At 58.9% G+C, this 25329-nt stretch carries 27 protein-coding genes; 5 read left to right on the plus strand and 22 right to left on the minus strand.

The genetic code is table 11. The features are described 5' to 3' along the window. Positions 1–7: 7 nt before the first annotated feature. Positions 8–2107 carry an ATP-binding protein gene (locus AKL27_RS14875; protein ID WP_050463639.1) on the minus strand — a complete coding sequence of 700 codons (2100 nt, stop codon included), beginning with the start codon at positions 2105–2107 and terminating at the stop codon, positions 8–10. On the opposite strand from AKL27_RS14875, the gene AKL27_RS14880 reads away from it, so the two are divergent. Then, positions 2106–2306 carry a hypothetical protein gene (locus tag AKL27_RS14880; protein ID WP_050463640.1) on the plus strand — a complete coding sequence of 67 codons (201 nt, stop codon included), beginning with the start codon at positions 2106–2108 and terminating at the stop codon, positions 2304–2306. The genes AKL27_RS14875 and AKL27_RS14880 overlap by 2 nt on opposite strands. A 10-nt stretch (positions 2307–2316) precedes the next feature. Here AKL27_RS14880 and AKL27_RS27765 read toward each other — a convergent pair whose 3' ends face one another. The 10 genes from AKL27_RS27765 to AKL27_RS14925 all read right to left on the minus strand — a co-directional run bounded on the left by AKL27_RS27765 (position 2317) and on the right by AKL27_RS14925 (position 10129). Beyond that, positions 2317–2460 (minus strand): hypothetical protein, encoded by a 144-nt coding sequence (locus AKL27_RS27765; RefSeq protein WP_157056935.1) that lies wholly within the window; start codon positions 2458–2460, stop codon positions 2317–2319. 606 nt (positions 2461–3066) lie between these two features. After that, complete coding sequence (locus tag AKL27_RS27200) at positions 3067–3321, minus strand: DUF3297 family protein (RefSeq protein WP_083439067.1); 255 nt, start codon at positions 3319–3321, stop codon at positions 3067–3069. 199 nt (positions 3322–3520) lie between these two features. Beyond that, positions 3521–4405 carry a LysR family transcriptional regulator gene (locus AKL27_RS14890; protein ID WP_050463642.1) on the minus strand — a complete coding sequence of 295 codons (885 nt, stop codon included), beginning with the start codon at positions 4403–4405 and terminating at the stop codon, positions 3521–3523. A 335-nt stretch (positions 4406–4740) separates the two neighbouring features. Then, positions 4741–5529, minus strand: coding sequence for a 2-keto-4-pentenoate hydratase (mhpD, locus tag AKL27_RS14895; protein WP_408609772.1), 789 nt, complete (start codon positions 5527–5529; stop codon positions 4741–4743). Between the two features lie 13 nt (positions 5530–5542). Next, on the minus strand, positions 5543–5836 hold the full coding sequence (locus AKL27_RS14900; RefSeq protein ID WP_050463644.1) for a YciI family protein: 294 nt from the start codon (positions 5834–5836) through the stop codon (positions 5543–5545). Positions 5837–5847: 11 nt separating this feature from the next. Then, on the minus strand, positions 5848–7716 hold the full coding sequence (locus AKL27_RS14905; protein ID WP_157056943.1) for a TRAP transporter large permease: 1869 nt from the start codon (positions 7714–7716) through the stop codon (positions 5848–5850). Between the two features lie 48 nt (positions 7717–7764). Beyond that, entirely contained in the window at positions 7765–8286 is a 522-nt protein-coding gene (locus tag AKL27_RS14910) for a PPC domain-containing DNA-binding protein (protein ID WP_050463645.1), read from the minus strand. Positions 8287–8377: 91 nt separating this feature from the next. Next, on the minus strand, positions 8378–9412 hold the full coding sequence (locus tag AKL27_RS14915) for a TRAP transporter substrate-binding protein (protein WP_050463646.1): 1035 nt from the start codon (positions 9410–9412) through the stop codon (positions 8378–8380). 39 nt (positions 9413–9451) lie between these two features. Continuing rightward, positions 9452–9784 (minus strand): hypothetical protein, encoded by a 333-nt coding sequence (locus AKL27_RS14920; protein ID WP_050463647.1) that lies wholly within the window; start codon positions 9782–9784, stop codon positions 9452–9454. A gap of 27 nt (positions 9785–9811) precedes the next feature. Beyond that, on the minus strand, positions 9812–10129 hold the full coding sequence (locus tag AKL27_RS14925; protein ID WP_050463648.1) for a hypothetical protein: 318 nt from the start codon (positions 10127–10129) through the stop codon (positions 9812–9814). Between the two features lie 333 nt (positions 10130–10462). On the opposite strand from AKL27_RS14925, the gene AKL27_RS27205 reads away from it, so the two are divergent. After that, positions 10463–11119: a transposase gene (locus tag AKL27_RS27205; RefSeq protein ID WP_083439076.1), complete on the plus strand. Its 657-nt coding sequence runs from the start codon at positions 10463–10465 to the stop codon at positions 11117–11119. 204 nt (positions 11120–11323) lie between these two features. Beyond that, on the plus strand, positions 11324–11776 hold the full coding sequence (locus tag AKL27_RS14940; RefSeq protein WP_050463725.1) for a hypothetical protein: 453 nt from the start codon (positions 11324–11326) through the stop codon (positions 11774–11776). A 109-nt stretch (positions 11777–11885) separates the two neighbouring features. Here AKL27_RS14940 and AKL27_RS27210 read toward each other — a convergent pair whose 3' ends face one another. After that, positions 11886–12827, minus strand: a complete 942-nt coding sequence (locus AKL27_RS27210; RefSeq protein WP_083439068.1) for a LysR family transcriptional regulator — start codon at positions 12825–12827, stop codon at positions 11886–11888. Between the two features lie 140 nt (positions 12828–12967). Here AKL27_RS27210 and AKL27_RS14950 point away from each other — a divergent pair, with 140 nt between their 5' ends. After that, a complete protein-coding gene (locus AKL27_RS14950) occupies positions 12968–14194 on the plus strand; it encodes an FAD-dependent monooxygenase (protein WP_050463726.1) in 1227 nt (408 codons plus the stop codon). A 445-nt stretch (positions 14195–14639) separates the two neighbouring features. On the opposite strand, the gene map is transcribed toward AKL27_RS14950, so the two are convergent. The 4 genes from map to AKL27_RS14970 form a co-directional block, all read right to left on the minus strand. Beyond that, on the minus strand, positions 14640–15434 hold the full coding sequence (gene map, locus AKL27_RS14955) for a type I methionyl aminopeptidase (RefSeq protein WP_050463651.1): 795 nt from the start codon (positions 15432–15434) through the stop codon (positions 14640–14642). Beyond that, positions 15434–15661, minus strand: coding sequence for a ParD-like family protein (locus AKL27_RS14960; protein WP_050463652.1), 228 nt, complete (start codon positions 15659–15661; stop codon positions 15434–15436). The genes map and AKL27_RS14960 overlap by 1 nt, the downstream gene beginning before the upstream one ends. 123 nt (positions 15662–15784) lie before the next feature. Next, on the minus strand, positions 15785–16954 hold the full coding sequence (locus tag AKL27_RS14965; RefSeq protein ID WP_050463727.1) for a YbfB/YjiJ family MFS transporter: 1170 nt from the start codon (positions 16952–16954) through the stop codon (positions 15785–15787). 17 nt (positions 16955–16971) lie between these two features. Beyond that, a complete protein-coding gene (locus tag AKL27_RS14970; RefSeq protein WP_050463653.1) occupies positions 16972–17823 on the minus strand; it encodes a LysR family transcriptional regulator in 852 nt (283 codons plus the stop codon). A 309-nt stretch (positions 17824–18132) separates the two neighbouring features. Here AKL27_RS14970 and AKL27_RS14975 point away from each other — a divergent pair, with 309 nt between their 5' ends. Continuing rightward, on the plus strand, positions 18133–19395 hold the full coding sequence (locus AKL27_RS14975; protein ID WP_232310999.1) for an NAD(P)/FAD-dependent oxidoreductase: 1263 nt from the start codon (positions 18133–18135) through the stop codon (positions 19393–19395). Between the two features lie 27 nt (positions 19396–19422). Here the strand turns inward: AKL27_RS14975 and AKL27_RS14980 are convergent, their stop codons facing one another. The 6 genes from AKL27_RS14980 to AKL27_RS15005 are packed head-to-tail and all read right to left on the minus strand — an operon-like array spanning position 19423 to position 25118. After that, positions 19423–20250, minus strand: a complete 828-nt coding sequence (locus AKL27_RS14980) for a phosphodiesterase (protein WP_050463655.1) — start codon at positions 20248–20250, stop codon at positions 19423–19425. Continuing rightward, positions 20247–21350, minus strand: a complete 1104-nt coding sequence (locus AKL27_RS14985; RefSeq protein WP_050463656.1) for an ABC transporter ATP-binding protein — start codon at positions 21348–21350, stop codon at positions 20247–20249. The genes AKL27_RS14980 and AKL27_RS14985 overlap by 4 nt, the downstream gene beginning before the upstream one ends. Continuing rightward, positions 21347–22138 (minus strand): ABC transporter permease, encoded by a 792-nt coding sequence (locus AKL27_RS14990; protein WP_408609773.1) that lies wholly within the window; start codon positions 22136–22138, stop codon positions 21347–21349. The genes AKL27_RS14985 and AKL27_RS14990 overlap by 4 nt, the downstream gene beginning before the upstream one ends. Before the next feature lie 25 nt (positions 22139–22163). Continuing rightward, positions 22164–23027, minus strand: coding sequence for an ABC transporter permease (locus tag AKL27_RS14995; protein WP_050463658.1), 864 nt, complete (start codon positions 23025–23027; stop codon positions 22164–22166). 2 nt (positions 23028–23029) lie between these two features. Beyond that, positions 23030–24037: an ABC transporter substrate-binding protein gene (locus tag AKL27_RS15000; protein WP_050463659.1), complete on the minus strand. Its 1008-nt coding sequence runs from the start codon at positions 24035–24037 to the stop codon at positions 23030–23032. 58 nt (positions 24038–24095) lie between these two features. After that, the gene (locus AKL27_RS15005; protein WP_050463660.1) at positions 24096–25118 is read right to left on the minus strand and encodes a LacI family DNA-binding transcriptional regulator; all 1023 of its coding nucleotides are present in this window, start codon (positions 25116–25118) and stop codon (positions 24096–24098) included. Positions 25119–25329 lie beyond the last annotated feature (211 nt).

Below are 25329 nucleotides of genomic sequence, written 5' to 3' on the forward strand. Positions count from 1 at the left end.
GCTCTGCTTACGGCGCCGCTTGCGACTCCCCTGTGCTGCCTTGTTTTGCCGTCAGCGCCGATATGATAGCGCGTTGCAATGCCGCTGCGTCGAACGGCTTGCTCAATGCCGGCACCTGCAAGGTGGCCGCCAGTTGTGCCAGCTGGGTGCGCCCGGAACAAAGCAGTAGCGGCATGTCCGGCCGCAAGGCGCGTACTTGCGCCAGCAGGGCATCGCCAGCCAGCTGCGGCATATCGAAATCGGTTATCAGAAAATCCACGGCCAGCGGCTCCAGCGCAAATTCTTCCATGGCTTCCAGCGGATCAGAAAAACTGATCGGCTCAAAGCCCATCGCCGTCAGCCATTCCTGACACAAGGCAAGCTGGGCATGATCGTCGTCCACCACGAACACGCATTCGCCATGGCCCGGCAGTGCCTCTTGCGCGACCGGCACTGCCACTGTCGCCGGATTGACCGCCGGTGTGACTTCCCCGGCCGCCGGCGCCGGCAACAGCAGCCGAAACACGGTCCCGGCCGGGCTGCTGCTGACCGCCACACCACCGCCGTGTTCGACCGCGATGCTGCCCACAATCGCCAGTCCCAGACCAGTGCCTTTGCCACCGGCACCGCTACGGGTCGAAAAGAACGGTTCGAACAGGCGTGACATGTGCGCCGGTGCGATGCCGCCGCCGTCATCGGCTACGTCCAGCCACAGCGCCTGCTCCGCCGGCAACTCGCCAATCAGCGGCAGGGTGGCCGGGGCATTGCCGGCAGCCAGACTGACCACCACGCGTGAGCGCGCCGCCTGACTGGCGTTGCGCACCAGATTGAGGGCGACACGCAACAGTTGGCTGGAATTGGCATACACCAGCAGCGCTTGCGGCGGCTGATCGAACCCGATGGTGATGTCGGGACCGCACAGCGGTCTTGCCAGTCGCACTGCTTCGCCCACTACCTCGCGCAAATCAATCGTAGCGCGCTGACGATCACCGCGCCGTGCCGCCAGCAGAATCTGTTCGGTCAGGTCGCGGCCGCGTGCCACCGCCGACATCACTTCGTGGAGCGGCGCCGCCGCCGGCGACGCCGGATCGATACGCTCGTGCGCCAGCTCGGCATAGCCGCCGGCAGCGCCCAGCACATTATTGAAATCGTGGGCGATGCCGCCGGCCATCAGCCCCAGCGATTCGAAACGCCGCATCTGTTCCATGCGGGCCGACAACGCCTGACGTTCGCGCACTGCCACTGCGACGAAGAAACCCAGTACCGCCAGGCCCACCAGATCGACTTGCAAACGCCAGGTGCTGTCCAGACCGTCCTGCCGGTAGGGACCGAGGTCGTACAGCGTCATCAGTACCGCCAGCACCGCTGCCACACTCATGGTCAGCGAGGCACTGCGCATACCGCCGTACAACGCGGTGCCGACCAGCGCCAGCGACAACAGCACGCGCAGGGTCGCCTCCGACAGATCGACCATCACGCAGGCCAGCAGCGCGCACACCACCACCACCACGCCCGCCAGCGATACCTGCACGCCGTGCGCCGTCCCGTTGATGGCGTCTTGCTCGCGCGGCGGCTGCGACCAGGCCAGCAAGGCCGGTACCAGCACCAGCACGGCCAGGCCGTTGCCGACCAGCAGCGTGCGCCATTCGCTCAGCCAATCGCCGGGCATGGCGGAGGACGCCAGCGTCGCGCCAATCGCCGCAATCAGTGCGGTCACTGCCAACGGCAGCAGCAACAGGAAGCGCGTCAGTTTGCGCAGCGTATCGATCTGTCCGTCGCGCGCTACCCACCGGCGTCCGACCAGCACGCACGCCACAATCTCGGCCACATTGAGCAGCGCAAAGCCGGCGTCGGTCAGCAGCGGCAGCCAGTCGAGGTTGCCCACGAACAGCATCGCCACGAATACCGCCAGCAAATAAGGCGCCCATTCCCGCGCCGGCTTGTGCCACAACAGCGCGATCATGAAGGTCGGCGCCGGCCAGGCGATGGGCGCCAGCGTGGTGCTTTGCGCGATGTTGGCAGCCGGACTGGCCAGCATGTAATACAGAATGCCGGCGATCACCGCCGCGAACAGCGTGCGCGGCCAGTCAATCGGGGATGGCTGAGAGGACGGGTGAAATTCAGTCATGAAATTGACGCCGGCCAATACGCTGACGGACACCGGATTTGCCGACGACGTTCACCACGAGACCCGTTCCCTGGGTGTCGTGGTGAACGCCGGTCAAGCCGCATCCGGGCATGGCGTTTGTTATGCAGGACAATTCATTCTTGTGTTGGATGGTGAAGCAACGGCACTCCCCTGGCATCTCGGTTCCTTCTTGTCATAAAAATGCTGCGTCAGAAAACCCAATGATCCATGAGGAAATTGAATCCGTCTACAAAACGGTACATGAAAGCCCCGTCACCCACTTCCCTGGCATCGGCGATCCGGCTGGTGAGCGCCAGCATCATGCCAAACATCATCGTTGTAATCCGCATCATATCCTCCGTTCAAGTGTTAATCGACACATGTGCTTTCATCGTTGTCATCACTGACACGCGATGGCGGCGAGACAAAACCCAGTGAAACTTGCCATCGGTACCGCGCTGCTGCGAGAAGGCCGATTTGCAACATCCTCTGTTACGGCCCTCTTGCGCCGGCACCCCTCCTACATGAATCCAAGGAGCTGCCGGATGGCTTCGGTGGCATAAACGATTGCTGGGACGATGGGCATGGTGTTCTCCATTCATAGTTGAATCGATCGGCTGACAACCGGTTGAACAGCGTGCTTCGGCTTTCATGTTCGACTCGGTATGGCTGTATCTTGTGCTGGCGCGGTTACCGGCTGATTGCAAAACGGCGGGCTTTTATTTCAATTGAAATAATCGGCAGGAAAGCGAGGCGACAACGGGCTGCAGCCGTGCAAAACACCGGCGGGCGTTGATTATCGTTGGGGGAAAACGGAAAGAGGCGATCCCGGAAATGCCGGGACGTAATGCAGGCGAGCGAACCGACGGCCACAGAGCGTGTCCGTCATCGGCCGGCAGCGGCCGCACAATCGCTATCGAAAAATGCTGATGTACCTGCCGGAGCAGGCAATCAAAGAACTAGTCCTGCCGGTAGAAAGCTTCGACCTTGCCTTTTACCTTGGTCAGCAAGGGCTGGCCCTTGCGGTCCAGCGCCTTGCCGGCCGGGACTTTGACCCAGCCCTCGCTGATGCAATATTCGTCGACGTCATTGCGCTCTTTATCATTGAGCCGGATACCGACGTCATGTTCAAAGATGGCCGCATTGTAGTAGGGGCTGCGAGGATCGATCGAAAGCCGATCAGGAAGTGGGGGGCGGTTTTGAGTATCGGTCATGGCGGCAATTATCAACGATAAGATTCAGCAAAACAAATTTTTTTGCGCCGTGACGCCAAATCGTCCGGTTCGCCGCAACCGCTCAAACCCTGCCGCAAGCCGCCGTCTGTAGCGGATATGCTCACGGCATCGGCCCTCCCCGATTGATCCACCGCCCGGCATTTGGCGAAGGCGTTACACCGCACGGATTGTTCTGGTGCTACCGGGTCAGCTTCCGGATGAGGTCGATAACGGTCCGGCTGGCGTGCGTCAAGGGGCGCTGGGTGCTGGTCACCAGCACCAGTGTGCGTGTCAATACCGGATCGGTAATGCGACTGGCCTGGACGCGCCCCAGTTTGATATCCACATCTACGGCTTGCCGGGTCAGAATGGTGTAGGCGGCGCCGTTGGCCACGATCTCGCGCATGGCGGTCAGGGAATAGACTTCGATCTGGGCATTCAAATGCACGCCGGCCCGCTTCGCCTCATCCATGAGCATCATGTGAAAGCCGTCGGGAGCACCCGGCAACACCAGCGGCAATCTGGCGGCATCCGCGAACTTGCAGCTTGGCCCGAGGACATTCGGCGCGCCTGCCGGTCCGATCAGATAGAGTTCATCGGTAGCGAGGGTTTCGTCGGTTTTATGTATGTGGTTTCCGTAGCGGGAGAAGACGCCCACATCGGCGCGGCCGTTGGCGAGCAACTCTTCGATATGGCCCGCGAAACCTTCCATCAGGCGCAGATCGATCCTGGGAAAATCGGCACGCATGCGCTGGAACAACGGGCCGACGATCCGTTGCGTAATGGATGACTGCAACGCCAGCCTGACCGGGCCGTTAGGTTCGTCGGAGCGATCCCGGATTTCACACTCCAGGCACTCGAACTCGCCCAGCAGCAGCCGCACGCGCGGCATGATGGATTGCCCGAACTCGGTCAGTACGACACCGCGCCCGGTGCGATAGAACAACTTGGCGCCAAACTTGCTCTCCAGCGCGGCGATATGCTTGCTGAGCACGGACTGGGCCATGCCGCGCGAGGCGCAAACTTTGCTGAGACTGCCAGCATCGACGATATCAGCCAACAGTTGTAAGTGCTTTATATCCATCGCTTGTCCGCATCAATTGATTTAGCCCGCTGCAACAGATATCGGCAAGCCTGCGCCCGAAGGCACGGACATGCAGATTGCAGCGAAACGACACCATAGTACAGAAAAAGAAAGCCGCTGCCAGCGCTCACAGGGTCGTACCGGGCATATGACCATGCCGCTCAGCCAGACAAGAGGAAAAATTGACCGCCTGCAACCTGATTTGTCATTGCCTTTCAACAATGGACCTCCGGATCGGGCCCGGCCATTCGGCATGATGTGGCGCATGCGGCCGGTGCCGGGGTTGCCGCCGCCCCGGAAAGTGATGTTGATTTTCCGGCAGCGGAGGCGTCTGTTCAATGCGCGGCAAATACCGTCTTCACGACTCCCAGACCGGCGATGGTGGTTTCAATAATGTCACCCGGTGCAACGGCAACCATCGGTCCCAGCGCTCCGGTCATGATGACATCTCCGCAGCGCAACGGACGCCCTACTTCCGACATTTTGCGGGCAAGCCATAATGCGGCGTTCAGCGGATGTCCCAGACAAGCCGCCCCCACCCCGTGCGACACGATCTGGCCCTGGCGTTCCATGAGCATCCCGCACAGGCGAAGATCCACTTCCGACAGCTTCCTCGGCTGCATTCCCAATGCATACAAACCGGACGATGCATTATCGGCCACGGTGTCCAGCAACTTGATGTCCCAATTGCTGATCCGGCTGCCAACGATCTCGACCGCAGGAAGGACATAGGCGATGGCGGAGATCAGTTGTGCCAGTGTCACATGTTCGAAGTCAAGATCGCGCTCCAGGACGACCGCGATCTCAGCTTCGGCCTTGGGCTGGAGCACGCGCCCGACGGCAATCTCTTCGTCAGGGGTCAGTTCCATGTCGGCAAACAGCATGCCAAAATCCGGCGCATCAACACCCAGTTGTTGCTGTACCGATTTCGAAGTCAGGCCGATCTTGCGTCCGGTCAGCCGGCGCCCGCTGGCAAGGTGATGACGGGTGTTGATGTCTTGCACGGCATAGGCGCCGGCCACGCCGAATGCGGCCAGTTCCTCCCGGATCGGAGGAATCGGGCAAGCTTCCGCCGAAGCGTTGCGAAGAGCGGTGGCAAGCCGCTCAAGGGTTGCTGTTTTCATTTCCATATGCTCCTCACAATGCAGGATTCAGATTGTCGACGCTGGAGAAGACCAGCTTCCAGGGCTTCATGACGACACTTTTGAACAGGGCGGCTTTGGCATACGGATCGTTTTCCGACAGTTTGGCAGCCTCCCCTTCGTTAGGAACTTCGTAGACGAACAAGGCCCCCGTGCCATCCGAAAACGGACCGGCAATCACCAATCGTCCTTGTTGCAGCAGATCTTGCAGATAAGCCCGGTGCAGGGGTCTGAGCTGGGTGAGGCGCTCAGGCTCGTTGGCGTATTCGACGAAAGCAGCGAATTTCATGATGAGTTCGATTAGTTGAGAAAGCCGATGGAAATCCACGGTATGGCAGCGACCAGCGCCGTACCGATGAACAGCGAGATCATGTAGACCCAGATATGGCGCACCCCTTCGCTCGGATTGACGCGACTGATCGCGCAGGCAGAGTAATAACCAACGCCGAACGGCGGTGCAAACAGACCGATGCCCATCGCCAAGACCACCACCATGGCGTAGTGGACCTCATGGATGCCGAGTTGTTGTGCAATCGGGAACAGCAGTGGCCCGAACAGGACGATGGCGGGAATGCCTTCCAGCACACTGCCGAGCAAGACGAACACCACGATGGATACCGCCATGAACGTTGCCGAACCGCCCGGCAGCCCCGCCATGGCAGCAACCAGACTGTCGGAAAAACCGGATTGCGTGAGCGACCATGCCATGCCGCTGGCAGCGCCGATGATGAGCAGGATCGCTCCCGACAATGCCGCCGTGTCGATCAGCGCCGGCCAGATTTTCTTGAGGTCGAGCTTCCGGTACACCAGCAGCCCCGCCAGAATCGTATAGACGATACCGATGGTGGACACCTCGGTGGCGGTGGCGACGCCTTCCACTACTGCGGCACGAATCACGAACGGCAACGCCAGTGCCGGCAGCGCCACGGCGAAGCTCTTGCCGATCACGGCCCCGCTGACGCGGACGCCGGCCGGATGCTTCGATTTGCGCGATTTCCACCAGACCACGATGCCAAGCATCGCAGCCAGTACCACGCCCGGCAGCAAGCCGCCCTTGAACAGCGCCGAGATGGAAATGCCCGTGACCGAACCGATGGTGATGAGCACCAGGCTGGGAGGAATGGTCTCGGTCTGGGCACCGGTAGCCGCCAGCAACGCCACCATATTGCCGTCTTCGGCACCGTGCTTCTTCATCTCCGGGAACAAGGCCGGCGCGATGGCGGCCATGTCTGCCACCTTGGATCCCGAGATGCCCGATACCAGATACATCGCGCCGATCAGCACGTAAGACAGGCCGCCACGGACATGCCCCAGCAGATTGGCCAGGAACTGTACCATCACCTTGGCCATCGACGTCATCTCGATGAGAATGCCGAGGAACACGAACAACGGTACCGACAGCAGGATCAAATGCGACATTCCTTCGTTCATCCGTCCCACCGCCACGATGGTGGGTGTGGAGGTAGTCAGAGAAAGATAGCCGAACGTGGCAAGGCCGAAGGAAAACACGATAGGAACGCCGGCAAAGACCAGCAAGCCCACGCCGACCACGAAAAACAGCAGCAGATTGATATTGCCCAAGTCCTCCAGCACCGGCTGCAATGCCACCAGGCTGCCGACGATGCAAACGCATGCAGCGATGGCCAGCGTTACCGCGCGCACGCTGGAATTGGAGAGCAGGCGCACGATGCTGATCAACAAGATGATGCCGATGCCGACCGGCAATGCGGCCGCACCCCAGGCATTGGAAATATCCAGCGCCGGCATCGAGACCAGCACTTCTTCGCTGGCAAATTCGTATGCCGGATACGCCATCAGGGCCAGCCACGTCAAAGCAGCAACCGTGGCAACCAGCTCGAAGACACCGCGCCATTTTTCCCCGGCCAGATCCACGATTGCCGTCATGCGCATGTGGGAACCGCGCCGGAACGCAATCGCCGATCCCAGCATGATGAGCCAGACGAACAGCAGCGAAGCAAATTCATCGACCCAGATCAAGGGCGTGTGCAACACATAGCGACTCACGACACCGCTTGCCAGCACACCGATTTCGGTGAGTACCAGCAGCGCCGCCGGGATCTCTGTCAGGAGCCCCAAGACCTTGTCCGCCCAGCGCAGCGCCCGGCCGAACGCGCCGTCCTTGAGCAGAGCTTCAGAAGGCCGGATCATGACAGGCAGATCGGCGTTTTGGATAGGAATGGACATGGTCTGCTCCCGTCATTGTTGCGGTAATCCAAGGACGTTGGCCTGAATCTCCGGATCGACAAAACGTTCCAGCCGTGCAGGATGTACGGTGATGGTGATCTCGCAGGATCCGGTTCCTACCGTCAGCCCCAGGACGTGGCCGCCGGCGCCGTTGAAGGTGCCGTCCGTCACCACGCCATGCACGTGAATCGACGGCTTTCCTTCTTTCCAGGCAATGGAGCCGGTCATGTTGGCCATCTCGACGTTGCGGAAGGTCTTGGGATCGAATTGCTTGCGGCCGAAATCGTAGAATCCGAACGTTGCCTCAGACATGAAGCCGATACCAACGAAGCTGGCGCTGGGGATGTTTTCCGCCTGTGCCAGTTGTTCCAGGTTTTGCAGTACGTTGTCGCCATGGCGCAGCACCATCAGGTAGCCGGTGGGCGTTTTCATGTACTTGGCCGGGGCGTTCTGCACGGCATTCCCGGGCGGGACCACGCAAGCGAAAGCGAAACCCAGCATTACGAGCGAAGTGAGGCGCTTGAGGTAAGTCATGATGTCTCCTGTTTTTTTTGAATATGGGGATCCATGGCAGCGGCCCGAAGCCGCCCGCCATCAATCGATTACGGGGGAAAGACGAACGTTGCTAGCTGAGCTGACCGGCGTACTTTTCAAGCAGCGGCCATGTCTCCGCCGGAAACTTCTTTTGCCAGTCTTTGTAGAATCCCACCTTGCTCAGTTGCTCGCGGAAGATTTTCACGTCGGGTTGGTTGAAGACCATGCCGCGCCCCTCCAGCTCTTTGCGCAGGGTCGTATTCAATACATTCACGTCCTGCCGCTGTTTGACGGCGTACTGATCAAATACTTTGCTGGCAAGTTGTCGCAAATCCTCGGGCAACGCGTTCCACGAGCGCAGGTTGGCAACCAGCCAGAAGCCGTCCCAGACATGCGAGGTGAGCGAACAATATTTCTGGACTTCATACAGCTTCTGCGTTGACAGGATGGTCAGCGGGTTTTCCTGCCCGTTGACGATCCTGGTCTGCAGTGAGGTATAGACTTCTGCCATATTGATGCCGGCCGGCGCCGCGCCAAACGCCTTGAACAGTGACGTCAGCGCCGGGCTCAACGGCACCCGGATCTTGAAACCGCTCAAGTCTTGCGGCGTATTGATCTGGCGGTCGCTGCTGGTGACGTGGCGAAAGCCGTGATCCCAGATCTTGGGCATTGGCATCAGGTTGATCTTCGAGAAGGCGCTCCGGATGTGCGCGCCCAATTCACCGTCCATTGCTTTCCAGACGTGGTCGTAGCTGGGAAAAGCGAAACCGATGCCGCTGATGGAGGCGGCAGGCACCAGCGTGCCCCAGATCAGTCCCGCTGTACTGACGAAGTCGATGGCACCGGAACGAACCTGGGAGATCATGTCGGTATCGCCGCCCAACTGGCTGTTGGGAAACACGTGGATATTCAAGCGTCCGTTCGAGGCGCGCGCGATCTCGGCGGTGGCCGCAATGAGATTGGCGGCGGTGGGATGGGTCGGCGCCAGCGCGATGCCAAGCTTGTAGTTGTAGGTCTTTTCCGCACTCCGCGCGGATGAACTGAACATCATGCCCGGAGCGACGACCGCCGCCATCGCGACACCTTGTCTGAGCGCCTGGCGGCGCCCCGTGTTTATCTTTTCCATCATTTGTCTCCTGTGGATTTTATTGTTTGCGGCGCGGCTTTATGCCGTTTTCACCGATCTGTTGCTGAGGTATCTGGAAAAATTCCTGGCACCATCCCAGTCCTGAATGAGGGTCAGCCGGCGTTTGATGAACAGTCCGTCCGCCACGCGTTCAGCGAAAGCCTCAAACGTTTCGGTGGGATCGTCGATCTCGAAGATGAAATACACTTTCGCCTCTTCGTTGGACAACCACGGACCGGCGAGCAATTGCAGGTCACCGGGAAGATTGTGCGGACGCACGCCCACGCGCAATTTGCCCAGGAAATCCACCACGCCCTGCATCGTCTTGGGCGACATGTCGCGCAACCATACCTCATTGAAAAATTTTGGCATTTTCTTTGTTCCTTGTCTTGATGTGATTCAGACGCTCGTCACGCGATCCGTATAGGCCTTCAATTGGTCCCAGTCAGACAGCAGAGTCAGCTTGCGACGGGCGAACAGACCGCTCACCACGCGCTCGGCATAGGCATCGAACATCGTGGACGGGTCGTCGATTTCAAAGATGAACATTACCTTCGGCTCTTCCGCCGAGAGCCAGGGCCCGGCGAGCATGCGCAGATCCGGTGGCAGGTTGTCCGGCTTGGTGCCGGCGCTGAGATTGCCGAAGAAGGTGATCGCTTCTTCGATCAAGTGCGGCTTGATGTCGCCAAGCCAGACTTCGTTGAGAAATATAGGCATTGTTGTCTCCAGATTGAGGTTCTCGCCGCAGCAGTGCAACGTGACGTCTGGAGAATACGGAATTACCTCACACTGTCATATGCGCAAAGTGAGATATCAGATTTTCCGGGAAGGTATTGATTCCTCCATTGTGGAGCTTGCTGACCTTCCGTTTGGATGGTGCGCGCGACGCACGTCACAGAAGGAGCAATGGACTCGAGAGAAAATATAGAGATGCTACGGCCGCAATTGGCCGAGGCCGTGTAAAAACGCCGGCAGCCTTAATTCTAATCTGAAGTAAACGATTTGCAGAGATTCAGGTCACACGAACAGATCATTCTGTTCGAGGTGCCTATGAAACGCTTCATTGAAGGCCAGGATCGCCATCAACGTATCTTGTTGCCCGAACAACTGGAGGACTACGTCGCCGACAGTCACCCGGTTCGAGTAGTCGATGTCTCCGTCAATGAACTGGATCTGGCGCAAATGGGTTTCGAAGGGACGATGCCTGCACAAACCGGACGTCCCGCTTATCATCCGGAAGTGCTTCTCAAGATTTATATCTATCGCTACCTCAATCGACTTCAATCAAGCCGTCGCCTGGAACGTGAAGCACAGCGTAATGTTGAACTGAGGTGGCTGACCGGACATTTGACGCCGGACTTCAAGACCATCGCCAACTTCCGCAAAGACAACGGTCGTACCATCTCCAATGTCTGCCGTCAGTTCGTCGTCCTCTGTCAACGGCGCGTGACACGTTGGGAACATGAAGAGGCACTGGACGCCATGCAGGAGCGGTTGGAACGAACTCCGGAGGCGATGCGAATACGCAGAAGGACGGTTGAACATCCGTTCGGCAACATCAAGGCCTGGATGGGCGCTACGCACTTCCTGACCAGAACCAAGGCACGAGTGAGCACCGAGATGAGCTTACATGTCCTGGCTTACAACATGAAACGGATGATCAATATATTGGGTGTGGGGGCATTGATGAAAGTGATGAGCGCATAGGCGATTTTAGCGTCCAAAATACGTTGGAAGCCCGTCTTCTCATCAATCCACGAACATTGGCCTCCGTTGCCGGGAGAGGCGGTATAGGCAGCGATGCTGCATTAAAATGACGCTGAACTCGATTCATCGGACCGATTCAGCGTTTTTACACGGCCTCGGCCAGAAGCGGACCGATATATTTCCGTAATCATTTGGATGCAATTCATGAATCTGATCCTGGAAAATACCGATCAAGTGCAATTCTTCACAAATATGAGGGAAATATTTTTCGCGGCGGAAATCCTTGTTTCGGATTTTGATTGGTATATCAGCGATGTCGAAACCAATTTGACACCGGATGAATTTTCACCTGAAGATCGATGGATGTCCGGTGAAGAACTTGCAGCTCTCATACAAGCACGGGATATCCAATTTATCTATGCAGTCTTCAGTGCGTTGCCCAAAGATTTTCGCCCTGTCTGTCTTGCCGCACCATCGGTGTCAGACAATCGGAATTACTGGAGCGGAGCAGACATTGCACCTCATTTGGAAGGCGCACTGTTCGAAATTGTTTGCTGGGATAGCAGCGCGACAATCCTTATTAATTTGCCGGATGACGCGCAACACGCCTTTGTAGCCAAGTATTCGGATACGCGGCCACTACACTCTTTACGTTAAAGCAACTCACAGTCTGTTTCCGGCCAAACGTTGACTTTGAGAAAGGCATACCGAACGACTGCTTGCGCTCCGAAGGGCTCCACTTTAAGCCCAGCGCCCCACTTCGATCCTAGACCGCCCCACAAGGTCTGGGGTCCTTGGGAGGGTTAAACGATTCAGCCAATCGCACTTGTATCAATTCCAGCAGCGCCCGGACACGCGCAGTCACGGAATGGCGATGGCTGTATGCCCCCAGCAATTGCAGTGGCGCGGGGCACAGGTCCAGTGGCACCTCCTGCAATCGGCCCATAGCAAGGTCTTCCTGGCAGGGATAGGCCGCCACAATTGCGAAGCCGATGCCTTGCCGTGCGCCTGCCACGGCCAGTTCTCCGCTGTTGACGCGATAGCGGCTGCGGACCGGCACCTTGACGATTTTTCCCGCGGCGTCCTGAAACTGCCAGGGCTGGCCCTTCAGCGCACTGAGGGTGGTGATGCAAGGCAGAGACTTCAGTTCGCGCACATGGCGTGGCATGCCGGTCCTTGCCAGCAAGGAGGGGGCGGCAACCACGATGCTGGGCAGTGTGGCGAGTTCGCGGGTGATGAAAGCACTGTCCTCCTGGTGGCCCCGGTGGAAGACGATGGAAAGGTCGACGTCCTCTCGAAGTACCTCCAACCCGGTCATCCGCGTATCGCATTCGAGCTCGATGCCTGGATGGAGGCTACAGAATTCGGCGAGGATGGGAGCCAGCAGTCTTGGTGCTTCCCCAGGCATGCACATCTTCAGAGGACCACGCAGTTCGCGCTGTACCGCACTAAGCTCTTCCTGCGTGGAGAGCAGGGTGTCGAGCAAGGGCTTGGTTCGTTCGTAGAGCAGCCGACCGGCTTCGGTCATGTGCAGGTGGCGGGTGCTTCGCTCCAGCAGACGTGTACCGAGTCTGCGCTCCAGTGCGGCGACGTGGCGGCTGACGTTGGAGGAAGGCATGGCCAATAGACGCGACGCGCCAGCAAAGCTCTGCTCATCAACAACTGCCACATAGACACGGACAGTATTCAGATCGAGTGCATCGCGCATTGATTATCCCGTTTGAGGTATGAAAATGTCCCATTTTTGCATGCTAGTTCTCTGTAGTGATGAAATTTAAGATGTTCTTTTGCCCAATATGACGCGGTGTGCCGTGCACCGGGCGCAATATGAACAAGGAGAGCTTCAGCATGGAAATCGGAATACTTGGCGGCGGCATTGCGGGCCTGAGCGTGGCACTGGCATTGCGCAAGCAGGGTTACAACCCTCGGGTCTATGAGCGCCGTGCGGTGCCGGCAACCATGGGGGCCGGCGTGACGCTCTGGCCCAATGCCAGCTTTGTGCTGAAAGAACTGGGACTGCAGCAAGACATTGAGGCCATTGGCGGTCGACCGCTGACAATGCGTCGCCAGGATGCTGCGGGAAATGCACTGGGGGGCCTCGATATTGGTTTGTTGGACCGGACCATGGGATACCCAACCTACACGGTGTTGCGCAGGCACTTGCAGGAGGTGTTGCTGGACCATGCGGCACGGGCGGGGATTCCGGTGGAGTTCGGGCGCCGGGCGGTGGCCATTGAGCTGGATGCTCATGGCAGAGCCGTGGCCCATTTCGAAAATGGTGCGAGCATCCGCCCGGATCTGCTCATTGGCGCCGACGGCCGCATGGAGTCAGTAGCTCGCAAGTTTGTCGCGGGTGACAACACACCAATCTATCAAGGCTTTGTGAACTGGGTCGGCGTGGCGCAGGCGCCGCATGCGCTGGTGGACGATATTTCGATTCAGGACTTCTGGGGGGTGGGCGAGCGCTTTGGTTGCGTGGCGATTCGACCCGGACTGGTGTATTGGGCTGCGGCGCAGGCACGCCCCCTAAATGAGGCCACGCCCACCGCAGATATGCACAAGGAGGTCGAGAATCTGTTCGCGGAATGGCCTGAAACGGTCTCACGCATCATCCGTGCCACGCCCGAGAATGCAATCCGGCTGATTGCGGTGCATGACCTGGAGCCCCTGCATACATGGAGTCGGGCGAATGTACTGTTGGTCGGGGATGCCGCACACGCGCCGTTGCCGACGTCGGGGCAAGGAGCCTGCCAGGCGCTGGAGGATGCGTGGCATTTGGCGCGGTGCCTGGATGGTGCAAGTGAAGGCTTGGAAGAGATATTCCAGGCGTTTGCGACAATTCGCACCCCCAAAACCGCAAGGCTGGCGGAACAGGGCCGGGTCTTCGCACGCGGGTTGTTCGCCACAGATTCTGAAACCTGTCGCATCCGCAACGAGAGGGCCAAGGCGTCCGATCCTGTGCGTGACGTGCAGGTCTTGGCAGCCGGATGGCGACAAGGTCTGCCGATGCCAGGCGGCGATGACGGCACGTCAGTGAATGGAGGCGACTTTGGCAGCCTGTACCGCATCGAATGATGGGTGCCGGATTCCGCACGGATGGAAGTCAGGTTGGCGTCTGCTTTCGGCCGAGGCCGTGTAAAAACGCTGAATCGGTCCGATGAATCGAGTTCAGCGTCATTTTAATGCAGCATCAGTGCCTATGGCGCCTCTCCCGGCAACGGAAGTCAATATCGGACAAATGCGGTTCAGAAACGCAATGGCACGTCTCATCCAGTACGGACAACAGTGTGTGGATGTCCGGATCCTGACCGTGGCGCGTGGCATACGGTCCTAAAGGATCGCCTGCTTCCAAATTCCGCGGAAGCGGATGCGACGCTGAAAGCTAAGAAAACTGCTGCACGGCTCCTCAAAGCAGAACTAATGGCGGTAGAACTCAGGAAAAACAGATCACGTGCGGCGGATATATGACATTGCCCGCAACCGGCCAGAAACAGAAATAGCCATCCTCCGGACATTCACATCAAACCACCAACGGCGCATATTCTCCGAAGCCGTCCGGCCACAGCGTCAGTACTTCAAACCCGGTTTCTGTCACTGCCACCATGTGCTCCCATTGCGCAGACAGCGAGTGGTCCTTGGTGACGACGGTCCAGCCGTCCGGCATTTCTTTTGAATGGCGTTTGCCGGCGTTGATCATTGGCTCGATCGTGAACACCATCCCGGTTTGCAGCTTCATGCCCTGGCCCGGCTGGCCGTAGTGCAGCACCTGCAGTTCCTCGTGGTACACCTTGCCGATGCCGTGACCGCAATACTCACGGACCACGCTGAAACCTTCCCTGTGCGCAACCGATTGAATCGCGTAACCGATATCGCCAAACGTCGCGCCCGGCCTGACGGCCAGAATTCCGGCGCGCATCGCTTCGTATGTCGTATTCACCAGGCGCCTGGCCAGGATGTCCGGCGGCCCCACAAAATACATGCGGCTGGTATCGCCATGCCAGCCATCCTTCGTCAGGCCGACATCGATGTTGACGATATCGCCGTTCTTCAATGGCTTGTCGGACGGTATGCCGTGGCAAATGACATGATTGACCGAGGTACAAACCGTTTTGGGATAGCCGCGATAACCGATATTGATTGGCACCGCTTCCAGCACATCGACGATGTAATCGTGACACAGCCGGTCCAGTTCATTGGTGGTGATGCCTGGTTTGACATGCTCGCCAATCATGTTCAGGACCTTGGCCGCCAGCGCCCCGGACGTCCTCAGCATGGCGATATCGGCAGGCGACTTGATCTCGACTTCGGCGCTCATCATGCTTTTTCAAGTGACAGCGTGAGTTCCTGATTGACGCTTCCGGCCTGCTGTTCGGCTTCGATCAGCTTTTGACAAATCTCGCTGTAACAAAGGCCGGGATTCAGTTCTGCCATCATGCCGACGCGCAGCCAGTGCTCGGCTTGCGAGTTGATTGAACGGCTCATGGCGCCGCTGGTGAGGCGCAGATTTGCATGCATCTGCTCAGTGATTTTGACGATTCCCATTGGATATCTGCCTGAATGAAATGTATATGAAACGTATATGGATCGTATACTAGCAGGATAACAAAGGAAATGGTACTGCCACGCACCGGCAGGCCGAAAGCCAGCCCTGTGCCGGTCTTCCGCTCAGATCAGGCAGGCAACGACGGCGATCAGCAACGCCACGGTTGCGCTCAGCAATGGCACTGTGAATGAATGCAACTGCCCCACCAATATGCCCGACACCACCGGCCCCAGAATTTGCCCCACGCCATAGGCGGCGGTCAGGAACGCCAGCAAATTGAAACGGACCGTGTGCGCCACCCGTTGTGCCGCCGGCATGGCAATCGTGACGGTGCCCATGAAGCTGCCGCCGACCAGCAGCGCGCTCCCCAGATAGCCGTAAATGTTGGGCGCGATGACCGGCAATATCACGCCAATGGCTTGCATCAACAGGTTGGCCGCCATGGCGCGGTTGGCACCGTGCGTCAGGTGCAGCCTGTTCCAGTAAATGCATGAAGGAATGGCACCAAGACCGAAGGCGGCCCACACTTGAATCGGATCGACCGTGCCGAGAGAATTCTTCATCAGCAGCGGCAGAAAAGTGGCGGTAATGATGTAGCCGTATCCCGCCAGGCCATAGATGAAAATGAGACGCCAGGCACCGAGGTCGCGTGCCGGATGCCGGTGCGCAGTGGCGGCGGCGGTAAGCAGCGTGATTTTTTTCGGGTGCATCGCAAACCAGGCCGGGATCGTGCAAAGCAGCGCCCCCACGGCAATCCAGCCCCATAACGGCGCACTGTGCATTTCATAGTGTTTGCCGATGGCGATGATTTCCGCCGAGACCAGAATGCCGGCGCCGACGCCGGCGAACAGCAGCGGCGCTCCTGCGGCATGTTTCATTTGATGGAACAGCCACATCGCGGCACTCACCAGCGCCAGTGCACTGAAGCCGCCGGCAATCATGCGGATGGCAATGATTTCCCATGGACGCATCGGCAAGATCAGCAGCGCAGTGCACACTACCGTGCCGAGCAACGCGATGCGGCACCACATTGCCGATTGCTCCCGTTTTACAGCACCGGCAACCAGCGCACCAATCAAATAGCCGATGTAGTTTGCCGATGCTGCCAGCGAGCCGTCGGCGATGCTCAACTGGCCTTCGCTCAACATGACCGGTGCCATGCCGGTGAAGGCAAAGCGGCCGAATCCCATGCCTGCTGCCAGCGCAAACGCGGCATAAATGGCTTCTTTGTGCAGAGGGTGACGGGCACCGGATGCACGGTGGCTGATCTTGGCGGACGTTGCGGGGACCATGTTCATCTCTTGTCTGGTTAGCCGTGCGCGGCACATACATCGCGCAGGGCATCGAGTGCGGCCGATTTGTACTGCCCCCTCCACACCAGCCAGGTATCCATCTTCTGCAACGGGCTGGCCTTGAAGCGCGCTTTCATGTTCTTGTACAAATCCAGCACGGACTGCGGCATGACGGCGGCGCAGGTACCGGTGGCAACACAGGCCATGATGGCGTGGTAAGAATGTGCTTCGATGACCTGCACGCCTTTCGGCGCCTGTTGCCGGAACCACTCTTCACCTGCCGCCCGGTAGGTACATCCCGGCCCGAAGGCCGCCAGACTGAGAGCTTTTCCGCCGCCTGCATTTTTCGGTTCCAGCAGCATCAGTTGCTCGCTCCAGATCGCCACCCCGCTCAGATTGTCGGCCAGCGTTGCCGGCAACTCACCCGGCGCGATTGCCACCAGCGCGCAGTCCAATCGATGATGCGCAACCTCATCCAGAAGTTGCCGGGAAGTGCCGGTAGAGATTTCCAGCACAACATCCGGCCAGTTGGCATGAAACGCCGCCAACGGCAGCGGCAAACGGCTGGCAGCAGTTGCCTCCATGGCGCCGATTTTCAGTTGACCAATCGGTTGTGCGGTGTTGACCGATTGCATCGCCTCTTGCGCCAATGACAACAGACGCTGGGCATAATCGATGAACCGCTGACCTTCGGCGGTCAGTTCCATACGTTTGCCTTCGCGCTGAAACAGCGCAACGTTCAGTTGCTCCTCAAGTTGCTGAACCCGCGTGGTGACATTCGATTGAACCCGGTTCAATCGCTGCGCAGCACGCGTAACGCTGCCTTCTTCGGCAACCGTACAAAATATTTCCAGGCTCGAAAAGTCCATTGCGCTCCGCCGTTAAAATCTCAACATGAGAATATTTTACAGATAATATTCTCTATTTGCGATTTAAAAAATCTATCGGCGTATTGGCAACAGCAGTCGCATTTCCGGTGGGAAACTGATGGATGCGCAGTCAGGCGCATGCATGTAAAACGTGATGCAAGATTAACCACGCAAGCCGGTTCATCACAGATCAAGCCTGAACATGAGGCGACTTGTGATTGCAGTTCAGTTGAGCCGAATCGCATTAAATCCGTCTGACCGCAGCAAGATGTGTGACCATAATGCCTTGTTTGAACATTGGGAATGGCAATGAGCAAGAACAATCGCGTACAAGCAGAAACCGTGGTCGTCATCGGTGCCGGTATCGTCGGCCTGTGCGTCGCCCATTACGCGCGCAAGGCCGGTTTCGACGTCAAGGTCATTGATCCGGAAGAACCGGGATCGCAATGCAGTTTCGGCAATGCCGGTGCGATTTCTTCCGGTTCGGTGGCACCGCTGGCGATGCCCGGCGCACTGAATTCGGCGTTCGGCATGTTGCTGGACACCACCGGTCCGCTACATCTTCCGCTCGGTTATCTGTTTGCGGCAGCACCCTGGCTGCTGAAGTTCATTGCGGCATCCAAGCCGCAACGCGTGGTCGAAATCGCCTCCGCATTGCATGGCTTGCTGAATGACTCAGGAAAAATGCATGCTGAGCTGGCACAGGAAATCGGATGCAGCAGGCTGCTGAAAAGTACCGGTCAGCTGCATTTGTATCCCGATCAGGCAGTACTGCAAAAAGACCAGGCCGGCTGGGATCTCAAACGCCGGTACGGTTTGGAAACACTGGCAGTCGGCGGCGCCGACATACGCAAGCTGGAACCCGCTGTCAGCAGCGCATATGACTATGGCTATTTCTTGCCTGACCAGGGTTGGGTCGCCGAGCCGTTTCTTTATGCCAGCGCGATTGCCGTTTCCCTGCGCCAGCAAGGGGTCGAATTTGTGCGGGAGAAAGTGCTGCGACTGGGTCCTGACGCCAACGACGCATGGACCGTACATACCGCCAGCGGTCCACATGCGGCAGGCAATATCGTGGTCGCGGCAGGCGCATGGTCGACGCAATTGCTGCGTCCCCTCGGCATCAACATCCCGCTGGAAAGCCAGCGCGGCTACCACGCTCAGTTTGCCAATCCTGCCGTCAGCATTTCACGTACGGTGGTTCTGGCGGATCGCAAGGTGTTCATCACGCCAATGGAATCCGGTTTGCGTGCAGCCGGGACGGTTGAATTTGGCGGCTTGAAACGGCCACCCAATGACCAGCGCGCCAACCTGCTCGCCACGCATATCAAGGCCGGCTTGCCGGCGCTGGATGTCAGTGCCCCTTCCATCTGGATGGGGCACCGTCCCTGTCTGCCCGATTCGATGCCGGTACTCGGCGAGACCCCCGGTCATCCCGGCTTGTGGTGCGCTTTTGGCCATGGCCACCTGGGCCTCACCGGCTCAGTGCACAGCGGTCGCCTGATCGCTGACGCCCTGCGCGGACAACCCGATACCAATACGCTGGCACCGTTCTCGGCAGCCCGCTTTCTCTGATCACGACATACTTGTTGGCACCGTCGATCAGTCGATAAGCTGGTCGCCCTCATAAAACGGGTACGGTCCGTCAAATTCACCGACATAAGCCGTGTGGCTGATCAGTCCGGCGTCCGCATCCCACAGATGCAGCTGGAATCCCGGCGGCTCCAGCATGAATTGCGATGGCGCTTGCGGATCCAGATCGAGCGCGACCTGATGCGATACGCCCGGACAGGTTGACGCAATCGTGCCGCCGAAACGGACATGGATGGGACGGTGCAGATGGCCGCACAATACCCGTTCTACCTGGGGATGCCGTGTTACCACCGGCGCCAGCAACTGCGGGTTGATCAGGCCGATGTCATCCATGTGTCCGATGGCCGTCTTGAACGGCGGATGATGCATCACGATCACTGTCGGCCGCTGCGGTTGCGCGCTCAGCACCCGGTCCAGCCACACCATGCTGGCGGCACTCAGTTCGCCGTTACTGGAGCGCGGAATCACGGTATCGAGTGCGACGATGCGCAACGCGTGATCTTCAATCACATATTCGATACGCGCATCGTCGTTGCCGTTTTGCAGCAAATACGGATGATCCGGAAATGCCGCGCGCAATGCCCGCCGTTCATCGTGATTGCCGGGCAGCAGGTAGTACGGGATGGTCAGCGGTGCCAGCAAGGTGCGCAACATGGCATATTCTTCTGCCGTGCCGAAATCGACCAGATCGCCCGTGAACACCACGGCGTCCGGACGTTGCCTGAGGCGATTCACGTGTTCAATGCAACGGCGCAGGCTTTCTGCGGTATCGACCACCTTGTAGGATTTCTTGCCGGCCGCCTTGATATGCAAATCGGAAATCTGACAAAGAATCATGCGGCCCCCTTTTGCGCGGGCGATGGCGACGGCGACTGCATCAGCGCATGTTCCGGCACCCGCAAACCAATCCGTTCACCGGCATGCCAGACGCCACGGCGGCGGGTCTCGACGATCAGCGGCAGGTCACCGTCGATATCGACTTGCAGCCGCGTGCGGTCGCCCATGAAAAATGTTGCCACGACTTCACCGGACAAGTCCGCGCCGGCAGTTTCCAGTGGCACGATCTCGACGTCTTCCGGCCGAAACATGGCCGTCACGGTGTGGCCGGTGCGGGTCGTCGTCAATGGCAGCGTGCCTGCCGGGAATTGCATCTGCGCGCCGTGCGCGATGCCTGTCACGCGGTTCATGGTGCCGATGAAATCTGCGACAAACGCATTGGCCGGATTATAGTAAATTTCCTGCGGACTGCCGATCTGCGCGATCTTGCCGCGCTCCATCACCACCACGCGATCACCGAGCGCCAGCGCCTCGCCCTGATCATGCGTCACATAGATGGCGGTGATGCCAAGCTTGCGCAACAACTGGTTGAGATCGGCGCGCAACGTTTCGCGCAGCTTGGCATCCAGCGCCGTCAAAGGTTCATCCAGCAGCAGCACCCTGGGCTCCACTGCCAGCGCCCGCGCCAACGCGACACGCTGCTTCTGGCCGCCCGACAATTGATCAATGCGCCGATGCCCCAAACCTTGCAGATGCACCATCTCCAGCAAGGTGTCGATCTTGGCCAGCCGCTGCGCCGGCGCCATCTTGCGAATCTTCAAGCCATAGGCGATGTTCTCGCCGACGGTCATGTTTGGGAACAAGGCGTAGTTCTGAAATACCATGCCGACGCCGCGTTTTTCAATCGGCAGGTCGGTGACATCTTCATCGCCGAACATGACGCGGCCACCGGCGTCGGGAAATTCCAGGCCGGCAATCAAGCGCAAGGTGGTGGTCTTGCCGCAGCCGGAGGGGCCCAGCAACACCAGCGTTTCCCCGGGATGGATTTCGAGGTCGAGCGGTTCCAGCGCCGGTGCACCGCTGCCAAAGGTTTTCGCGCACTGCATCAGCTTGATCGACAGCGGCTTCAGCGGTGTCGGAGAAGGGAAAGAAGAACTCATAAGCGGACTCGCGTGCGGGTGGTCTGTGTCACCCATTGCATGGCGATCAGCAGAGGAATAATCATGAACAGAAAAATCAGGGTGTAGGCCGAACCGACTTCCAGACGCATCGAGGCGTAGCTGTCGGCCAGACCCACCGGCAAGGTCATGGTCAGTGGTGTATGCAGCATCCAGGTAATGTTGAATTCACCGATGGACAGCGTCACCACCATCAAGGCGCCGGCGAGAATGCCGGACATCACATTCGGAATCACCACGCCGAAGAAGCGCTGCGACATGCCGGCGCCAAGGCTGGCGGCGGCTTCTTCCAGCACTGCCAGTTGCGACGATTGCATCACTGCCAGCACCGGCCGCACCATGAATGGCAAGGTAAACAAGACGTGTCCGACCAGAATGAACAACAGGCTGCCGCGAAATGCCCGGTACTGCCCGTACGCCATGATCAGCGCCAGCGCCGTAGCCAGACCGGGCACCGCCACCGGCATCATCAGCAATTCTTCGAGTACCCGCGCCAGACGGCTGTTGCCCCCCTTGTAGCGTGCCAGCATGTACGCCAGCGGCACACCAACCAGCAGTGTCACCAGCAGACATGCCAGCGCAATGATGATTGAGCGCCAGATGGTCATCTGATAGGTGTCCCACACCTGCTGCACCCAGCGCAAGGTGAAACCGCTGGACAAACCGACGAAAAAATTCTCGGTCACACCGGCCAGCATCGACAGCACCACCGGCACGATCAGGAAGGCGCACACCAGCAAGGTGAATGCCAGTTGCAAATGGAAACGCATGGATTGCTTCACGATGGCTCCCTTCTCATGCCGTTGCCGGCACGCTGTTGCCCGACAATGAACGCGCCAGCGCCAGCGCGATCCAGGTAATGATGCCGAGCACGATGGACAAGGATGCCGCCATCGCAAAATTGGCGTAGCTGGTGAACTCGTTGTAAATCGCCATCGGCAAGACATCGATATTGGTGGCCAGCGTAAATGCCGTGCCGAACGCACCGATGCTGGTGGCAAAGCAGATCGCCCCGGATGAAATCAGAGCCGGCGTCAGCGCCGGCACCACGATGTCGAAAAATACCCGCAGCGGATTGGCGCCGAGCGAACGCGCTGCTTCTTCCAGTGCCGGATCGAGTTTTTCAGCGGCCGCGATCACCGTCAGGATCACGCGTGGAATCGAGAAGTACAGATATCCCAGAAACAAGCCGGCCAGCGAATACGCAAACACCAGCGACTCGCCGAACAGCTTGTCCGTCAGCGCGCCAATCAGACCTTGGCGGCCGGCCAGCATGATGACCATGAAGCCGACCACCACGCCCGGAAATGCCAGCGGAAATGTCAGCATCGCCAGCAACAGCGATTTTCCGGGAAAGCGGTTGCGTTGCAGGAACAAGCCGACCAGCGATGAAATCGCCAGCGTCACTACCGTGACCGCCGCCGACAACAACAATGTCGACACCAGACTCCACAGATAGTGACGATTGGTGACGACGGCCAGATAGGCCATCGCCCCGCTCGGACCGCTGGCGCCGACGCCGACCAGACGCAGCATCGGCAGCAACCAGAATGCAGCGAACAGCGTCATGCCCGGCACCGCAAACAACCAGACGCGACTGCCCGGTCTGTTGCGGCCAGCGCGGCCGTGGCGATCTGGAATTGGCGCAGGAGCAGACATGCTTATTTCACTTCAGACAGGTAACGTTCGCTGAACTGACGCTGCGCATTCGCCATCTTGCCGTAGTCGACCGGTTTGGCGCGGGCGTAATCTGCGGCGGGCAAGAAGCGTGCTTCGGCTTCTTTCGAAATGGCCGAGGCCCGTACCGGACGCAGGTAAGCGTTGGCCCAGATGGCCTGGCCTTCATTCGACAACAGGAAGTCCAGCACCTTCTTGGCATTGGCCTGATTCGGACCATTCTTCACGAGGCTGACGACATAGGGAACGGTGACGCTGCCTTCGGCCGGGATCACGAATGCGACATTGGCCTTGTCTTTGTATTTGGCGCGGTAAGCATCAAAGTCGTAACCGAGCAGGATCGGGATTTCACCCGAGATCAGACGCGCGTAGGACGTTTGCTTGGGCACGATAGGCTGATTCTTTTGCAATGCCTTGAAGTAGTTGATGCCCGGCGTGAAATTGTCGAGCGTGCCACCCAATGCCTGATTGACGGCGACCGCACCGACATAGCCAACGAATGCGCTGGCAGGATCGAGATAACCGATCAGGCCCTTGTATTCCGGCTTCAGCAAATCGGCCCACGAATGCGGCACCGGCTTGCCCTTCAGTGCGTCGACATTGACCATCAAACCCATGGTGCCGGAATGGATGGTGGTCCAGTAACCGTCCGCATCTTTCAGACCGGCCGGTATCTCATTCCAGCCGGCTGGCTTGTAGGGCGTGATGATGTCGTTCTTCTTGGCTTCAATGCCGAAGGTCACGCCGACATAGGTGAAGTCGGCCACCGGGCTGGCCTTTTCTGCCATCAGTTGGGCCAGCGCCTGGCCGCTGTTCTTGTTGTCCGGCGGCACCGTGATGCCGGTTTTTTCCTTGATGGTCTTGATCTGGGTCGCCCAGTCGGCCCATTCCGGCGGACAGTTGTAGCAGATCACGTTTTGTGCGGCGACGCCGAACGACGCCACGAGAGCAGCGCCGGCCATCATCGTCTGGAGGGTGCGGGATAAACGCATGTGATTTCCTTTCAGTTGCTATGCAAATAGCGGGGTTGATTCGGGAGGGAAGACAACATCAAAGCGACAGCTTTTGAACCGATCCGCCGGGGCGAATGGCATGTTCCAGAACACAGGAAGCAGGCCCGCCGTCAGCATCGGCTTGCGGTGCGTGGCCGATGGCGGCAACCAGGGTGCGCAAAGCGACAGCACCGATTTGTTCGGATGGCTGGACGACGCTGGCCAACACCGGCGACATCAGTTCACCGAGCGGAATGCCGTCGAAGCCCATCACGGAAATATCGTCCGGCACGCGCAATCCCTGTGCGCGCAAGTCGCGCATGGCTGCCAGCGCGAGCAAGTCGTTGGAGCAGAACAAGGCGCTCGGCAACTGTTGCAGATCGGCGAAACATTGCAAATAATCGGTGGCGACGCCGGTATGGCGCGCTACTTCAATCGGCGTCATCGGCGTCAGGCCGTGGGCGCGCATGGCGTCGAGATACCCGTGATAACGCTGAATGGCCCGGTCCGAGGCGTGGAAATAACCGGTCAGCATCTGAATCCGCGTATGCCCCAGCGCAATCAGATGGGTCACGGCATCACGCGCCGCGGCGCGGTTATCGACCGACACCGATAAGCGCGCAGTTTGCTGCGGTTGGTTGTAAGTCAGCACATAAGGAATCTGCTCCTTGTCGAGCACGTCCAGCGTGGCGCTGGTGCTGGCATCGGCCACGGTCAGGATCACGCCATCGACGCGATGGCTGAGCAGCAGGTCAACCGCCGCCGCCTCATCTTCCTGGCAATATTCGGTGGCCGTGAACATGACGGAATAATCCAGCGCCCGGGCCGCCAGTTCAATCCCTTGCAGACACTGTGCAAAGACGATGTTGGACAGCGTCGGCACCACCACGCCGACGGTGCGCGAATGTCCGGCGCGCAAATTGCGGCCATTGAAATTGGGCCGAAAGCCGAGCTTGGCAATTGCCTGATTGATCTTGCCGGCGGTCTCGGCGCTGACCGCTTCCGGGGTATTGAGCAAGCGCGATACCGTCGCGGTGGAGACACCGGCTTGCAAGGCAACTTGTTTGATGGAGGAGGGCACGATGTCGGGGGCGACTGCAGTCGTTTATGTAAACGATTACATCATGCTGGTGCATTGTTACCGGGCGATGACGATGTGCGGATGCGTGACGGCGCTGCAACGTCAGATGGCGACGGTACGACTGACGAGACATGCCCGCGTCAATTAGAACAGATCTTGATAAGATCTGGTCACGCCTGTGCCGGCGCAGAGGAACGCCGGTGACAACATG

The sequence above is a fragment of the Herbaspirillum autotrophicum genome, assembly GCF_001189915.1.
Lineage (GTDB): Bacteria > Pseudomonadota > Gammaproteobacteria > Burkholderiales > Burkholderiaceae_D > Herbaspirillum > Herbaspirillum autotrophicum.

Coding starts and splice junctions, on each gene's coding strand:
- AKL27_RS27765 (WP_157056935.1), bottom strand. CDS start 2,460: ATGATGCGGATTACAACGATGATGTTTGGCATGATGCTGGCGCTCACC.
- map (WP_050463651.1), bottom strand. CDS start 15,434: ATGAGCGCCGAAGTCGAGATCAAGTCGCCTGCCGATATCGCCATGCTG.
- AKL27_RS27200 (WP_083439067.1), bottom strand. CDS start 3,321: ATGACCGATACTCAAAACCGCCCCCCACTTCCTGATCGGCTTTCGATC.
- AKL27_RS14985 (WP_050463656.1), bottom strand. CDS start 21,350: ATGAGTTCTTCTTTCCCTTCTCCGACACCGCTGAAGCCGCTGTCGATC.
- AKL27_RS15000 (WP_050463659.1), bottom strand. CDS start 24,037: ATGCGTTTATCCCGCACCCTCCAGACGATGATGGCCGGCGCTGCTCTC.
- AKL27_RS14980 (WP_050463655.1), bottom strand. CDS start 20,250: ATGATTCTTTGTCAGATTTCCGATTTGCATATCAAGGCGGCCGGCAAG.
- AKL27_RS14975 (WP_232310999.1), top strand. CDS start 18,133: ATGAGCAAGAACAATCGCGTACAAGCAGAAACCGTGGTCGTCATCGGT.
- AKL27_RS14960 (WP_050463652.1), bottom strand. CDS start 15,661: ATGGGAATCGTCAAAATCACTGAGCAGATGCATGCAAATCTGCGCCTC.
- AKL27_RS14910 (WP_050463645.1), bottom strand. CDS start 8,286: ATGACTTACCTCAAGCGCCTCACTTCGCTCGTAATGCTGGGTTTCGCT.
- AKL27_RS14970 (WP_050463653.1), bottom strand. CDS start 17,823: ATGGACTTTTCGAGCCTGGAAATATTTTGTACGGTTGCCGAAGAAGGC.
- AKL27_RS27210 (WP_083439068.1), bottom strand. CDS start 12,827: ATGCGCGATGCACTCGATCTGAATACTGTCCGTGTCTATGTGGCAGTT.
- mhpD (WP_408609772.1), bottom strand. CDS start 5,529: ATGAAAACAGCAACCCTTGAGCGGCTTGCCACCGCTCTTCGCAACGCT.
- AKL27_RS27205 (WP_083439076.1), top strand. CDS start 10,463: ATGAAACGCTTCATTGAAGGCCAGGATCGCCATCAACGTATCTTGTTG.
- AKL27_RS14905 (WP_157056943.1), bottom strand. CDS start 7,716: ATGATCCGGCCTTCTGAAGCTCTGCTCAAGGACGGCGCGTTCGGCCGG.
- AKL27_RS14990 (WP_408609773.1), bottom strand. CDS start 22,138: ATGCGTTTCCATTTGCAACTGGCATTCACCTTGCTGGTGTGCGCCTTC.
- AKL27_RS14940 (WP_050463725.1), top strand. CDS start 11,324: ATGAATCTGATCCTGGAAAATACCGATCAAGTGCAATTCTTCACAAAT.
- AKL27_RS14925 (WP_050463648.1), bottom strand. CDS start 10,129: ATGCCTATATTTCTCAACGAAGTCTGGCTTGGCGACATCAAGCCGCAC.
- AKL27_RS14900 (WP_050463644.1), bottom strand. CDS start 5,836: ATGAAATTCGCTGCTTTCGTCGAATACGCCAACGAGCCTGAGCGCCTC.
- AKL27_RS14915 (WP_050463646.1), bottom strand. CDS start 9,412: ATGGAAAAGATAAACACGGGGCGCCGCCAGGCGCTCAGACAAGGTGTC.
- AKL27_RS14890 (WP_050463642.1), bottom strand. CDS start 4,405: ATGGATATAAAGCACTTACAACTGTTGGCTGATATCGTCGATGCTGGC.
- AKL27_RS14995 (WP_050463658.1), bottom strand. CDS start 23,027: ATGTCTGCTCCTGCGCCAATTCCAGATCGCCACGGCCGCGCTGGCCGC.
- AKL27_RS14880 (WP_050463640.1), top strand. CDS start 2,106: ATGAAATTGACGCCGGCCAATACGCTGACGGACACCGGATTTGCCGAC.
- AKL27_RS14950 (WP_050463726.1), top strand. CDS start 12,968: ATGGAAATCGGAATACTTGGCGGCGGCATTGCGGGCCTGAGCGTGGCA.
- AKL27_RS14965 (WP_050463727.1), bottom strand. CDS start 16,954: ATGGTCCCCGCAACGTCCGCCAAGATCAGCCACCGTGCATCCGGTGCC.
- AKL27_RS14920 (WP_050463647.1), bottom strand. CDS start 9,784: ATGCCAAAATTTTTCAATGAGGTATGGTTGCGCGACATGTCGCCCAAG.
- AKL27_RS14875 (WP_050463639.1), bottom strand. CDS start 2,107: ATGACTGAATTTCACCCGTCCTCTCAGCCATCCCCGATTGACTGGCCG.